Raw genomic sequence first — 13409 nt, 5'->3', positions numbered from 1 at the left:
GACCACCGACAAAAACATCCGAGTTTCACAGGCCTGCCCTACGCTCGTTCCAACGACGCCGTCGAGGGGAGCTGGTGATGCACAGCCCTCTCCTCGAATCAAAGCTCTATCTGCCCCGGAACCGGCAGGCTCTCGTGCCACGGGCGCGGCTCGCCGAGCGCCTACGGCGCAGGGACGGCATCAGGCTGACGCTCGTGTCGGCACCGGCCGGTTTCGGAAAGACCACCCTCCTGTCGGCGTTGGTAACCGAGCGCCCGGGCCGGACCGCATGGGTCTCCCTGGAGGAGAGCGATCGTCACGCCACCACGTTCTGGACCTATCTGCTGACGGCGTTGGAGCGGGCCGCTCCGGGTGTGGGCGAGGGCGGGCTCGGGTTGCTCCAGTCGGGTCAGGCGCCGATCGAGTCGGTGCTGGCCGTCGTACTCAACGAGCTCAGCGTCCTTCCGGACGACGTGGATCTGGTGCTGGACGACTACCACCTCGCCGACGGTCCGGAGATCCAGCCGGGGATGGCGTTCCTGGTCGAGCATCTGCCGCCACAGGTGCAGCTGCTGATCAGCACCCGGGCCGACCCCGCGCTCCCGCTTGCGCGCTTGCGGGCGCGTGGCGAGCTGGTCGAGATCCGCGCCGCCGATCTCCGCTTCACCGCCGACGAGGCGACGGCGTACCTGAACGATCTGACCGGGCTGGACCTTGATGCGGCGGACATCGCGACGCTCGAAGGGCGGACCGAAGGGTGGATCGCCGCTCTTCGGCTGGCCGCACTCTCGCTACAAGGGCGTGACGACGCGACCGCGTTCATCGAAGGATTCGCCGGCGATGACAGGTACGTCGTGGACTATCTGCTCGACGAGGTCCTGGATCGGCAGGCGGACGACGTACGCCGGTTCCTGCTCGAGACGTCGATCGCGGACAGGCTGACTGGTCCGTTGTGTGATGCCGTGACCGGACGGTCGGGCGGCAAGGCGATGCTCGAGACGCTCGAGCGGCAGAACCTGTTCCTGGTCCCGCTCGACGACCATCGCCGGTGGTACCGCTATCACCACCTCTTCGGCGACGTACTGCGGACGCATCTGCGTGAGGAACGTGGTGACCTCGGGGAACTGCACCGACGGGCCAGTCGGTGGTACGAGGAGGCCGGAGAGACCGTCGCGGCCGTGCGGCACGCCCTTGCGGCCGGCGACGCGGATCATGCTGCGGACCTGGTCGAGCTGGCCGTGCCGGCCTTGCAGCGTGAGCGGCTGGAACCCACGCTGCGACGTTGGCTGGACGACATACCGAACGATGTCGTGCAGAAACGGCCGGTGCTCGCAGTCGGATTCATCGGGGCACTGATGTCCTGCAACGAGTTCGACGGTGTCGGGCAGCGGATCGACGACGTCGAGCGCGTGCTCGCCGGACCAGCAGATGTGCTGGCGGTCGTCGACCGTGGCGAACTCGCCAAGCTGCCCGGCGCGATCGAGACGTACCGTGCGGCTCTCGCGCTCGCCGGCGGCGATCCGGCGGCCACGATCGAGCATGCCGGCCGCGCGATCGATCGCGCTGTCGACGGCGACCACCTCACCAGCGCCGCTGCCTCGGCGCTGGCGGGTCTCGCAAACTGGGCCGCCGGGGACCTCGAAGCCGCGCACGCGGGCTACACCACGGCCGCACGGGATCTCCAACGGATCGGATACATCGCCGACGTCCTCGGCTGCTCGATCACGCTGGCCGACATCGAGACCACGCAAGGTCGCCTCCGGCAGGCACAGACCACCTTCGAACGAGCCCTCGACCTCGGCGAAGGTCTCCGCGGAACCGCGGACATGTACGTCGGGTTGAGCCGGCTCGCGCTGGAGCGCAACGATCTCGATGCCGCCAGCAACTATCTACGACGCGCCGAGGACCTCGGGCCGGCCGCCGGACTCCCGCAGAACCCCTATCGATGGCGGGTGGCGATGGCCCGCCTCCGGGAGGCCGAAGGCGATCTCGTCGGAGCCCGAGATCAGCTCGATGCGGCCGAACGCGTGTACGTCGGTGACTTCGCCCCGAACGTTCGCCCGATCGCAGCCCACCGGGCCCGCGTCATGGTTGCCCAGGGCCACTTGTCCGCCGCGCGCGACTGGGTTCGTCAGCAGGGACTGTCGGCGAACGACGGGCTGTCGTATCTGCGCGAGTTCGAGCACATGACGCTGGCCCGCATCCTCCTCGCCGAGCGAGCACGCGGTGAAGCCATCCGGCTGCTCGAACGGCTCCAAGCGGCGGCCTGGGCAGGCGGCCGCATCGGGACCGTCATCGAGATCCTCGTACTGCGTGCCCTCGCCCAGGATGACGTCGCTCCGCTGGAACGATCGCTGACGCTGGCCGAGCCCGAAGGCTACGTCCGGGTCTTCATCGCCGAAGGCCCACCGATGACGTCCATGCTGGCCTCCCTGGCGCAGCGTCGGCCCGACTGGCCCTACCCACGCAGGCTGCTGGACGCGGTACGCCGACCCACCTCCCAGGCTCCGAAGCCGACCGGAGAGCAGGTCCTGGTCGAACCGCTGAGCGACCGGGAGCTCGACGTACTGCGGTTGCTGGCCGGCGAACTCGACGGCCCCTCGATCGCACGCCAACTCGTCGTGTCGCTCAACACGGTCCGCACGCACACCAAGCACATCTACGCCAAGCTCGGCGTCACCAACCGGCGCAGCGCGGTCCGGCGAGCGCATCAGCTCAACCTGCTCACACGCTGAATCACCACATGATGTGATGCCCGGTCACCACAACCGCTCGTAGCTTCCAGGCATGTCGCACGATTCAGCCTGGTACGAGATCCGCTTGCAAGGGCAACTCCACCCGCGGTGGGCGTCCTGGTTCGACGGCCTGACTGTCACCAGCGCCGCCGACGGCACCACGGTCATCCATGGCCGCGTCGCCGACCAGGCCGCGCTGCACGGCGTACTGCAGAAGCTGCGCGACCTCGGCCTCCCACTGCTGTCGGTCGCCCGGATCGACTCCGATCCGGCGAAGCACTCAACACCTGGAGAACTGTCATGACCATCACCGCATCCACCGCATCCGCCGACCGTCGTACCGCGGACCCGACCAGGAACAACGCCCGGGCCGGCGGGATCTTCTACCTGATCACGTTCGCCGCCTCGCTGCCCGCGCTGCTCCTGATCGGGCCGGTGCTGAACGACGCCGGCTACATCACCAGCGCCGGCCAGGACACCCGCGTGCTGTGGGGCTGCCTCCTCGACTTCGTCAACGCCGTCACCTGTATCGGCAGCGCGGTCGCGGTGTATCCGGTGGTGAAGCGACGCAACGAGTCCATGGCGCTCGGCTTCGTCACCTCACGCATGCTCGAGGCGGCCGTCATCATGATCGGCGTCGTCAGCCTCCTCGCCGTCGTCACCCTGCGGCAGAACCAGGCCGGCGACGTCGCCACCGGTCAGGCGCTGGTCGCCGTCCGCGACTGGACGTTCCTGTTCGGCCCCGGCTTCATGGCCACCATCAACGCCGTACTCTTCGGCACCTTGCTCTATCGGTCCCGCCTGGTGCCCCGCATCATCCCCACGCTGGGCCTGATCGGTGCCCCACTCCTGCTCACCGCCGACATGTTCGTCTTCTTCGGCCACATCAGCCAGACGTCCGTTTGGTCCATGCTCGCTACGCTGCCCGTCGCCGCCTGGGAACTGTCCGTCGGCGTCTACATGACCACCAAGGGTTTCCGGCGGGTCCAAACCGGCTGAACACCCGCCGAACTTGCCGAATCGAAGGTATCGGGCACCATTCGCTGACCGGAACGCCATGGTCGGCGAAGGTGCCCGATACCTACGGTTGGGTGGTGCGAAGGACCAAGGACGCCGCGATCGTTGACGTCGTACCTGCGCAGACGTACTTCGTCGTCAGCGCGATCTTCCACTATCTAGGGCCGGCCCTGGCCGTGCTGCTCTTCGCGCGGATCGAGCCGCTCGGCGTCGCGTGGTTGCGAATCGCGGCCGCAGGCACGATTTTCTGGCTCTGGCGCCGCCCGCTCCGGGCCTGGCGAACGCTGGACCCGGCGACCCGCAAACTGCTGGCCGGATGGGGCGCCGTTCTCGCGGTGATGAACTGCAGCTTCTACCTGGCGATCGACCGGGTGCCGCTGGGAACGGTCGCCGCGGCCGAGTTCGCACCGGTCATCGTGCTGGCCGCGATCGCCGTACGGAGTCTGCGGAACCTGCTGGCGCTCGTCCTCGCGGTCGCCGGGGTCTACATCCTCACCGACATCAGACTGTCCCAGGACTGGATCGGCCTGCTCTGCACCGCGCTCAACGCACTCCTCTTCGCGGCGTACGTCGTACTCGGACACCGGGTGTCGCGCGTCGACGGACTGCGCAGGATCGACGGGCTGGCACTCGCGATGGGCATCGCGACTGTGATCGCGCTGCCGGTCGGGGTCGCCCAGGCCAAGCCGGCGTTCAGCGACCTCAAGTTGCTGGCGGCGGCGATCGGCGTCGGGGTCTGCTCGTCGGTGATCCCGTATGTCAGCGATCAACTCGCGATGGCCCGGCTCAAACGATCAACATTCGCCCTGATGCTGGCCCTGCTGCCCGCCACGGCGACGGCGATCGGAGCCGTCGTACTGCGTCAGATCCCGACCCTCCCCGAGATCGCGGCCGTCGCGATCATCGTTGCGGCGGTCGCACTGCACCACGAGAAGACGTGATCACGTGGACGGAGCCGGGCGGTACGACGGGAGTGCGTCGGCCAGGCTCGGATACTGACGGATCCGCTCGCCGAGGTCCGACAACAGCTCGGCCAACCAGCTTGCCGCGCCGGCGATCCGGAGCCATCCGTCGTGCTGGATCGCCAGCTCACCAGCGGTCCTCAGCACCTCGATACCAGCACGATCCATGTGACTCACCCGGCGCAGATCGACCACGAGCGTCGGCCGCTTGGTGGTGATCACGTGGTGTAACTCGGTCTCGAACGTCGGCGCGCTCACGTCGTCGATCCTGCCCGCGACGCGAACGACCGCGCAGTCTCCGACCGCCGACCAACCGCAGACGAACGGTCCACTCACGTCCGTCGGCATGTTGGCAGATCGGACCACGCGCGGTGTACTCACATGCCCGGCCCCCGAACACCTCACTGCTTTCACTGCGAACTCCTCGAACGTACTGCGGGCCGTCCCTTCGACATGCCACGTGCATACGTCCCGTACCCACCCGTATGCACCGCGACACCGAGGCGTGGGTCACGCCGAGAGTCGGGAGTCTTCCGGCCTGGCCTGAATGACCGCCCGGCCGCGCGGGGTGTCCGGAAAGCGGGTGAGCATGGCGTGAATCTCGTCAGCCGCGACGTTCGCACCGAAGAGCTCGGTCCCGGGTTCGAGTCGCATGCCTTCGGCGAGCGGGCCGGCGATCACCGGGTCGAAGCCGAGCGCGTCGACGATCTCCGCGACCGCGCTCGTGTCCGCGGGTTCGCCCGCGATCGCGATCGCCCTTCGGTCCGGGGATCCGTGCGCGCGGGCACCCTCGTCGAGATCGTGGTAGCCCATGTGGTTGAAGGCCTTCACCACGCGGGACTCAGGCAGGAAGTCCTGCACGAGCTCGCTGGACGACGTGCGCGGATCGGTCAGGTCGTCGCGAATGCCGTCGACCTCCCACCAGTAGTTCATCGCGTCGATCACGAGCTTGCCGCGCAGCGCGTCGACCGGAATAGTCCGGTACTTGCCCAGCGGCAACGCGAGGATGACGACATCGGCCTGCGCCGCCGCCTCCGCCGCCGTCGTCGCGACGGCGCCCGGCGTGACGACCTCGACGATCAGCGCGATCTTCGAGACGTCACCCGAGCCGGCGATCAGGACCCGGTAACCGGCCGCGACCGCGAGCCGGGCGAGCACGGTGCCGACCTTGCCGGCACCGAGGATGGCGATCGTGGTTTTGCCGTTCATGACGTCAGCCCGCCAGGATGTCGCGGACCATCGGAATGACCTTGGTGCCGTACAGCTCGACCGCCTTCATCCGGGCGCTGGCCGGCACCGGTCCGGCGCTGTAGATCAGGTCGAACCGGCCGACGGCCAGCTTCTGGACCGCACCGGCGATCCGGCGAGCGACAGTCTCCGGCGACCCGACGTACATCGAGCCGGTGGCGACCTCGGCGTCGAACTCCTCACGCTTGATCGGCGGCCAGCCACGCAGTGCGCCGATGCGGTCGCGCATGACCTTGTACCGCGGGTAGAACACTTCCTTGGCTTCCTCGTCGGTGTCGGCGACGAAGCCCGGCGAGTGCATCCCGACCGGGTGCGCGACGGTGCCGAACTGCTCGGCCGCCTTCTTGTAGAGATCGAGGTACGGCGCGAACCGGTCCGGGGCTCCACCGATGATCGCGAGCATCAGCGGCAGGCCGTAGTACGCCGTACGCACAACGGACTGCGGCGATCCACCGACGCCGACCCACGTGTTCAAGTGGCCGGACTCGGTCTTCGGGTAGACCTCGGCGTTGTCCAGCGCGGCCCGGGTGGTGCCTTCCCAGCTGACCGGCTTCTCGTCGAGCAGCCGCACGAACAGCTGCAGCTTCTCCTCGAACAGAACGTCGTAGTCCTTCAGGTCGTAACCGAACAGCGGGAAGGACTCGGTGAACGAACCGCGGCCCAGGATCACCTCGGCGCGTCCGTTCGACAGCGCGTCCACGGTCGAGAACCGCTGGAACACCCGGACCGGGTCGTCCGAGCTCAGCACGGTCACGCCGGATCCGAGCTTGATCCGCTCGGTCTTCGACGCGATCCCGGCCAGCACCGTCTCCGGTGTCGAGATCGAGTACTCCGGCCGGTGGTGCTCCCCCAGCGCGATCGCATCAACGCCGAGCTGGTCGGCCAGCACGGCCTCCTCGACCACCTGCCGGATCGCCGCCGCGGCCGGCACGAGCTCGCCGTTGTCACCCTCCGGGATGTCCCCGAAGGTGTCGAGCCCGAACAAGAGGTCGCTCATCCGTCCACTTCCCATCTGCTGTCCACGTCAGCCTGAACAATTCTAGGTTGACGTGTCAACACCCGTCGCGCCACGTTCATTCCGGACCGCCGCCAGGATGGTCCGGACAATCCCCGAAGCCTGAGGCAGGTGCGAGCCGCTGTGAGAATCACCGCCGTGGAGACGATCCGACCCCGGATCCAGCCGAATCTGATGTTCCTGCGCCTGCACACCGACGACGGGCGGATCGGGCTCGGGGAGTCGTTCTTCGGCGCCCGGGCCGTGGAGGCGTACATCCACGAGTCCGCCGCCGAGGTGGTGCTGCAGGCCGAGGACCCCACCCCGGAAGCGATGGCGCTGGCGCTCACGCCGTACCTCGGTTTCCAGGGTGCCGGCGCGGAGGTGCGCGGCAACGCTGCCGTCGACCTCGCGTTGTGGGATCTGCTCGGGCAGTACGCCGGTCTGCCGCTGGCCGCACTCCTCGGCGGGCCGGTGCGGACGTCGGTGCCGATCTACAACACCTGCGCCGGGCCTGGGTACATCGGCTCGAGCACGCGGCAGCGGTCGGACAACTGGGGTATCCCGGATGCGGCTGACGAGCAACGTCCGTACGAGGATCTCGAGGCGTTCATGACCAGGCCCGCGGCTCTCGCGCGGGAACTGTTCGACGAGGGCATCGGTGGTCTCAAGGTCTGGCCGTTCGACCAGGCCGCGGAGGCGACCGGTGGGCTGACCATCGGCCCTGACGACCTGCAGCGAGGTCTTGCGGTCATCGAGGCCATCCGGTCCGAGGTCGGGATGGACATGAACCTGATGGTCGAGTTGCACGGCCTGTGGAGCCGCCGCGCCGCGACCACGATCATGGAGGCCCTCACGCCGTACCGCCCGTACTGGGTCGAGGATCCGATGCGCTCCGACGCGGTCGACGCCCTCCAGGTGCTGGCGTCCTCCGTCGACGTACCGATCGCCTGTGGCGAGACGGCGGTCGGACGGCGCGGGTTCGCCACTCTCGTGCAGTCCGGCGCGATCGACGTAGCCACCCTCGACGTCCAATGGACCGGCGGCCTCACCGAAGCCCGCAAGGTCGCCTCACTCGCCGACACCTACGGCATCCCCATAGCCCCTCACGACTGCACCGGCCCCGCCTCCCTGGCCGCCTGCACCCACCTGACCCTCGCCTCCCCCAACGGCCTCATCCAGGAAACAGTCCGAGCCTTCCTCCGCACCTGGTACACCGACCTGGTCGAAGGCCTCCCCGAGATCGCCGACGGCCGAATCACCATCTCCGACGCGCCCGGCCACGGCGTGCGGCTGCGGCCCGGTCTGGCCGAAAGCGACACGGTGGAACGGATCATCACCAGGCGGTGAGCCTTACGGCGGTTGGATGCCGTAGTCGTGGATTTTTCGGTAGATGGTGGCTCGGGACATGCCGAGGGACTTGGCGGCTCGGCCTTTGTGGCCGTCGTTGGCTACGAGGCTGCGGATGATGGCGTCACGTTCGAGGGCCTCGAGTTGGCTGAGGCTGCGGCGGCTGATGGCTTGGACGCGGGCCGGGAGGTCGGCCGGCATGATCACGCCGGTACGCCGGCGTCGTAGGACGACCTGCTTCAGGACCTGGCACAGCTCCCCGGTGTTGCCGGGCCACGAGGAGCGCATCAGCTGGTGCATCGCCTCCGGTGAGCAGGTCAGGTCGCCGTGGCTCACCTGGTTGAGGACGTACGGGACGAGTTCGCGGACATCCTCGATGTGGTGCCGCAACGGTGGCACCTCGACGGTCAGCGGGAACAGCGCCAGCAACTCCCCCAGATCGGGCAGGTCTGTGCCGTCGGACGTCATCGTGAGCGCGATCCACGGCGGCTCGGACGGCCGGCGCTCGAGTACGTCGTACAGAGCCTCGATCGTCGCCTCGACATCGCGCGGGCCGAGGCGGTCGGCGTGCCGGATCACCAGCGCCTGAACCATGTCGTCGGCCAGCTCGGCCTCCAGCTCCGCGCCGAATCCGCCGTTCGAGCCGACGGCGTCGACGATGTGGAACAGACCGGCCGGGTTGTTCTGGTGGTGCGCGGCGCGGGCGAGTGCGACCTTGCCGACGCCACGCTCGCCGGTCAGTACAACCCATTGCCCGGCGCGGCACGCGTTGTCGACCTCACGGCTGCTGCCCAACCACGGCGCACTGCGGCCGACCAGGCCTGGAAGGACCGGCCGCGGCGGGGGACGATGCGTGGCGGTCGGCATCCGGCTCTCCGTGCCCGAGTTGTGCGGGCTGACCTGGATGATGCCGGCCTCATCCCGCGCGCCGACTGCGATCGGGCGGCAGCTGATCCTGACCCAACCCCCAGTGGGAAGCTCGACAACGACCGGCTCCGTGCCACCGCGCGCCAGCAGCTCGCCGGCGTACCCGAGCACTGCTCGCTGGTCGGTGGCGTCGAGACACTGCCGGGCCTTGGCGTTCATCAGCAGCAGGTCGTCATCGACCGCGAGAATCATGTCGCCGAGCCGGCGTGCACTCTGCCGGTACGCCTGCAGCAGCGCGAGCTCGCGCGTCGAACTGTCGGTCAGCATCGCCGCTCTGATGTTGTCGGCCGTCGTCTTGGCGAGCGCGATCAGCAAGGTCCCGGCGTCCTTGCGCCAGCAGGTCAAGTCGATCGCGCCGACCGTCTTGCCGGTGACCGGATGCTTGATCGGTACGCCGGCGCACGCCAGGTCCTCGAGGTCCTCGGCGTAGTGCTCGTGCCCGAAGACATGCATCGGTCCGCCGCCTTCGAGGGCGGTCCCGATCCCGTTCGTCCCGGCGAACTCCTCGGCATAGCTGAAGCCGGGCGCCAGATGGACCTTGTCCAGGTGCCGGGCCAGCTCGGTGTCGGCGGTCAGACGCTGCAGCACCAGGCCGGTCCGGTCGGTCAGGATGACGCTGATCGGTTGACCGGCAAGGTGTTCGTGCAACTGCTGCAGGACTGGTCTCGCGCTCCTGGACAACGGAAGTTCGAGGTCGGGATCCGCGACGTAGGGCAGCGAGATCCGGTCGGCCGGCAGATTCCACCGCCGCGACCTGACCCAGGAGGCAAGGATCGACGGCCGGACGTCCTTCGGCCCGACCGGGTCGAGCGTGAGGAAGTTCAGCCGTGCCTTTGCGGCCCGCCCGCTGTCGTCTTCCGTCGGGAGCACGAGTTCTTCCACGGGGCCTCCTGACGCCCGGCGGGGACGGGTGCGGAAGTGCCACCGCCCCACCGGTCGCTCGCATGTCGAGCCTAATGCAGTCCGGCGCCGTCGGCGTCTCAGATTGAGACACCCATCGGAGCCCGGCGGGATTGTGATCGAAGCAGCGATCAGGAGGTTGCGATGGACAGCGCTGTCCCGAGCCGCGAGACCTACAACCCGTGGACTGTCGTGAACGTCGTCTTCGAGCACCTGGCCGACGCCGGGCTCCATCCGGTCCTCGGTACGACCGGGAACCCGGGTGAGCCGGCCGCCGCTCTCCTGCAGGCGTTCGGGATTCAGCCCGACCCGCAGGGTGACGAGCAGATCGCGCTGGCCAAGGATGCGCGGCTGGCGGAGCTCAGACAGGCGATGTTCGGCAACCCCTGAGCCGGTGACCGTCCGTCATCTCAATTTGAGACCTCCACGGCGGTCACAGCGGCGATGTACTGCAAGTGCAGTCGGCCACGAGTGTGAGGAGTGCCATGAGTCGCCAAAGTGTGGCGAAGGCCCACCAGAAGATCCAGGAATTGTCCTGGGAACCTGCGTATCACGAGCCGGTCTCGCACTACGGGACCGACTACACGTTCCAGAAGGCGCAGAAGAAGGACCCCCTCAAGCAGGTCCTGCGGTCGTACTTCCCGATGCAGGAGGAGAAGGACCACCGCGTGTACGGCGCCTCCGACGGAGCCATCCGCGGAAACATGTTCCGCCAGGTGCAGGAACGCTGGCTGGAATGGCAGAAGCTGTTCCTGAGCATCATCCCGCTGCCGGAGATCTCGGCCGCCCGGGCGATGCCGCTGCTGTTCCGGACGGTGCCGAACCCGGAACTGCACAACGGCCAGGCGATCCAGATGATCGACGAGGTACGGCACTCGACGATCCAGCAGAACCTCAAGCGCCTGTACATGAACAACTACATCGACCCCGCCGGCTTCAACTCCAGCCTGCGGAACTTCCAGAGCGACTACTGCGGCACCATCGGCCGTCAGTTCGCCGAGGGGTTCATCACCGGTGATGCCATCACGGCGGCCAGTATCTACCTGACCATCGTGGCGGAGACGGCATTCACCAACACGCTGTTCGTCGCCATGCCGGCCGAGGCGGCCGCGAACGGCGACTACCTGCTGCCGACCGTGTTCCACTCGGTCCAGTCCGACGAGTCCCGGCACATCAGCAACGGTTACGCGACGCTGCTGATGGCACTCGCCGACGAAGGCAACCACCAGCTGCTCGCCCGCGACCTGCGCTACGCGTGGTGGAACAACCACCGTGTCGTCGACGCCGCGATCGGCACCTTCATCGAGTACGGCACCAAGGACCGCCGCAAGGACCGCGAGAGCTACGCGGAGATGTGGCGGCGCTGGATCTACGACGACTACTACCGCAGCTACCTGGTGCCGCTGGAGAAGTACGGCCTCGAGATCCCGCACGACCTGATCGAGGAGTCCTGGAACCAGATCTGGAACAAGGGCTACGTGCACGAGGTGGCGCAGTTCTTCGCCACCGGCTGGCTGGCCAACTACTGGCGGATCGACCCGATGACCGACAAGGACTTCGAGTGGTTCGAGTACAAGTACCCCGGCTGGTACGACAAGTACGGCGCCTGGTGGGAGAACTACAACCGCCTGTCGATGCCGAACGGGCACAAGCCGATCGTCTTCGAGGACGTCGACTACGAGTACCCGCACCGGTGCTGGACCTGCATGGTCCCGTGCCTGGTCCGCGAGGACATGGTGATGGCCAAGGTCGACGGCCAGTGGCGGACCTACTGCCACGACATGTGCCGCTGGACCGATGAGGTCGCCTTCCGGCCGACGTACCAGGGCCGGCAGACGCCGAACATGGGCAAGCTGATCGGCCACCGCGAGTGGGAGACGCTGTACCACGGCTGGAACTGGGCCGACGTGGTCTCCGACATGGGCTTCGTCAGGGACGACGGCAAGACCATGGTCGCGCAGCCGCACCTCGACCTGAACCCGGACAAGATGTGGACGCTCGATCACCTGCGCAAGTGCCCGCCGCTGGCAAGCCCGAACGTGTTGCTGAACGAGATGAGCGACGACGAGCGGACCGCGTTCGCCGCCCGCTACGTGCGTGGTGGCCCCGCCGGCCGCGCACCCGCCGACGCGTGATCCCCTCCCCGGGGCGGGCGGGCACCCCCGTGTCCGCCCGCCCCGGTCCGTCCCCGCAGAGACGTCAGGAACCATGGGCGATAAGCATGTCGTGAGGTTCGAGCCGGTCGGCATCGAGATCGAGGTCGACGAGGATCAGACGATCCTGCGCGCCGCGGCCGAGCAGGGCGTGATGCTCATGCACGGCTGCAAGGAGGGCCAGTGCTCGTCCTGCAAGTCGTTCGTCCTGGACGGCGAGGACATCGAGCTGGACCGCTACTCGACGTTCGCGCTGCCCGAGTACGAACTGGACGAGGGCTACACGCTGCTGTGCCGGGCCCATCCGTACGAGGACCTGACCATCGAGCTGCTCAACTACGACGAGGACATGATCCGGTCCGGGCTGCCGATCCAGGATCGAGTCGCGGAAGTCGTCGCGATCACGCCCGTCACCCACGACCTGCGTCATCTCGTCCTACGCCTGACCGACCCCGGCGAGCTCAAGTTCTTCCCCGGCCAGTACGTCGACATCCTGGTCCCCGACAGCGAGGCGAGCCGATCGTTCTCGATGGCGAACACGACCAGCCGCGACAGCGGGCAACTGGAGTTCGTGATCAAGGTCTATCCCGGCGGAGTCTTCTCGGAGTTCCTCGACACCCGGCTCAACGTCGGCGACCGGCTGCAGCTCAGCGGGCCGTTCGGGGTCTTCACGCTGCGGGACAATCCGGGCGCCCGGATCGTCTTCGTCGGCGGTGGCGCCGGGATGGCACCGATCCTGTCGCTGCTGCGGTCGATGGCCGAGCGCGGGATCGACCGGCCGGCGACCTACTACTACGGAGCCCGGACCCACCTGGATCTGTGCTTCGACGAGGAGCTCCGGGCGCTGCAGGACGTGCTGCCGGGGTTCAAGTACGTACCGGCGCTGTCCGAGCCGGCCGAGGACGCCGAGTGGGACGGCGAGGTCGGTCTGATCACCGACGTCGTCCGCCGGCACGAACCGGATCTGGCCGGAGCCGACGCCTATGTCTGCGGTCCGCCACCGATGGTGGAGGCCGCGATCCCGTTGCTCGAAGGGCTGGGCGTCGTCACGAAGCACATCTACTACGACAAGTTCACCACGACCGGCGACGCCGGTGACTCGAAGGTGCTGGAGGCCCCGACGCGATGAGCTGTCACAAGATTG

The 13409-nt window shown here is 67.8% G+C and carries 12 protein-coding genes; 8 read left to right on the top strand and 4 right to left on the bottom strand.

Going from position 1 to position 13409, the window contains the following annotated elements; translation table 11 throughout:
* Positions 1-77 precede the first annotated feature (77 nt).
* The 4 genes from E0H75_RS20050 to E0H75_RS20035 all read left to right on the top strand — a co-directional run bounded on the left by E0H75_RS20050 (position 78) and on the right by E0H75_RS20035 (position 4672).
* Positions 78-2714: a winged helix-turn-helix domain-containing protein gene (locus E0H75_RS20050; RefSeq protein ID WP_131515101.1), complete on the top strand. Its 2637-nt coding sequence runs from the start codon at positions 78-80 to the stop codon at positions 2712-2714.
* A 52-nt stretch (positions 2715-2766) separates the two neighbouring features.
* A complete protein-coding gene (locus E0H75_RS20045; RefSeq protein ID WP_131515100.1) occupies positions 2767-3018 on the top strand; it encodes a hypothetical protein in 252 nt (83 codons plus the stop codon).
* The gene (locus E0H75_RS20040) at positions 3015-3713 is read left to right on the top strand and encodes a DUF4386 domain-containing protein (protein WP_131515099.1); all 699 of its coding nucleotides are present in this window, start codon (positions 3015-3017) and stop codon (positions 3711-3713) included. Before E0H75_RS20045 ends, E0H75_RS20040 begins: the two co-directional genes overlap by 4 nt.
* A 95-nt stretch (positions 3714-3808) precedes the next feature.
* Complete coding sequence (locus tag E0H75_RS20035; protein ID WP_202873063.1) at positions 3809-4672, top strand: EamA family transporter; 864 nt, start codon at positions 3809-3811, stop codon at positions 4670-4672.
* Here the strand turns inward: E0H75_RS20035 and E0H75_RS20030 are convergent, their stop codons facing one another.
* The 3 genes from E0H75_RS20030 to E0H75_RS20020 all read right to left on the bottom strand — a co-directional run bounded on the left by E0H75_RS20030 (position 4673) and on the right by E0H75_RS20020 (position 6938).
* Positions 4673-5041, bottom strand: a complete 369-nt coding sequence (locus E0H75_RS20030) for an STAS domain-containing protein (protein WP_131515098.1) — start codon at positions 5039-5041, stop codon at positions 4673-4675.
* A 162-nt stretch (positions 5042-5203) separates the two neighbouring features.
* A complete protein-coding gene (locus E0H75_RS20025) occupies positions 5204-5902 on the bottom strand; it encodes an NADPH-dependent F420 reductase (protein ID WP_131515097.1) in 699 nt (232 codons plus the stop codon).
* Positions 5903-5906: 4 nt separating this feature from the next.
* A complete protein-coding gene (locus tag E0H75_RS20020; protein WP_131515096.1) occupies positions 5907-6938 on the bottom strand; it encodes an LLM class flavin-dependent oxidoreductase in 1032 nt (343 codons plus the stop codon).
* A gap of 156 nt (positions 6939-7094) precedes the next feature.
* Here E0H75_RS20020 and E0H75_RS20015 point away from each other — a divergent pair, with 156 nt between their 5' ends.
* A complete protein-coding gene (locus E0H75_RS20015) occupies positions 7095-8285 on the top strand; it encodes a mandelate racemase/muconate lactonizing enzyme family protein (protein ID WP_131515095.1) in 1191 nt (396 codons plus the stop codon).
* 3 nt (positions 8286-8288) lie between these two features.
* Here the strand turns inward: E0H75_RS20015 and E0H75_RS20010 are convergent, their stop codons facing one another.
* Positions 8289-10094 (bottom strand): sigma-54-dependent Fis family transcriptional regulator, encoded by a 1806-nt coding sequence (locus E0H75_RS20010; protein ID WP_165553864.1) that lies wholly within the window; start codon positions 10092-10094, stop codon positions 8289-8291.
* A gap of 162 nt (positions 10095-10256) precedes the next feature.
* Here E0H75_RS20010 and E0H75_RS20005 point away from each other — a divergent pair, with 162 nt between their 5' ends.
* From E0H75_RS20005 to E0H75_RS19995, 3 genes are all read left to right on the top strand, one after another.
* A complete protein-coding gene (locus E0H75_RS20005; RefSeq protein WP_131354052.1) occupies positions 10257-10502 on the top strand; it encodes a hypothetical protein in 246 nt (81 codons plus the stop codon).
* Positions 10503-10597: 95 nt separating this feature from the next.
* Positions 10598-12247, top strand: a complete 1650-nt coding sequence (locus E0H75_RS20000; RefSeq protein WP_131354050.1) for a ferritin family protein — start codon at positions 10598-10600, stop codon at positions 12245-12247.
* A 91-nt stretch (positions 12248-12338) separates the two neighbouring features.
* Entirely contained in the window at positions 12339-13394 is a 1056-nt protein-coding gene (locus tag E0H75_RS19995) for an FAD-binding oxidoreductase (protein ID WP_202873062.1), read from the top strand.
* Positions 13395-13409 lie beyond the last annotated feature (15 nt).

It is taken from the genome of Kribbella capetownensis (assembly GCF_004331485.1).
GTDB classification, from domain to species: Bacteria; Actinomycetota; Actinomycetes; order Propionibacteriales; family Kribbellaceae; genus Kribbella; species Kribbella capetownensis.
The sequence above is the reverse complement of the archived record's forward strand: the minus strand, read 5'-3'. Positions and strand labels throughout refer to the sequence as shown.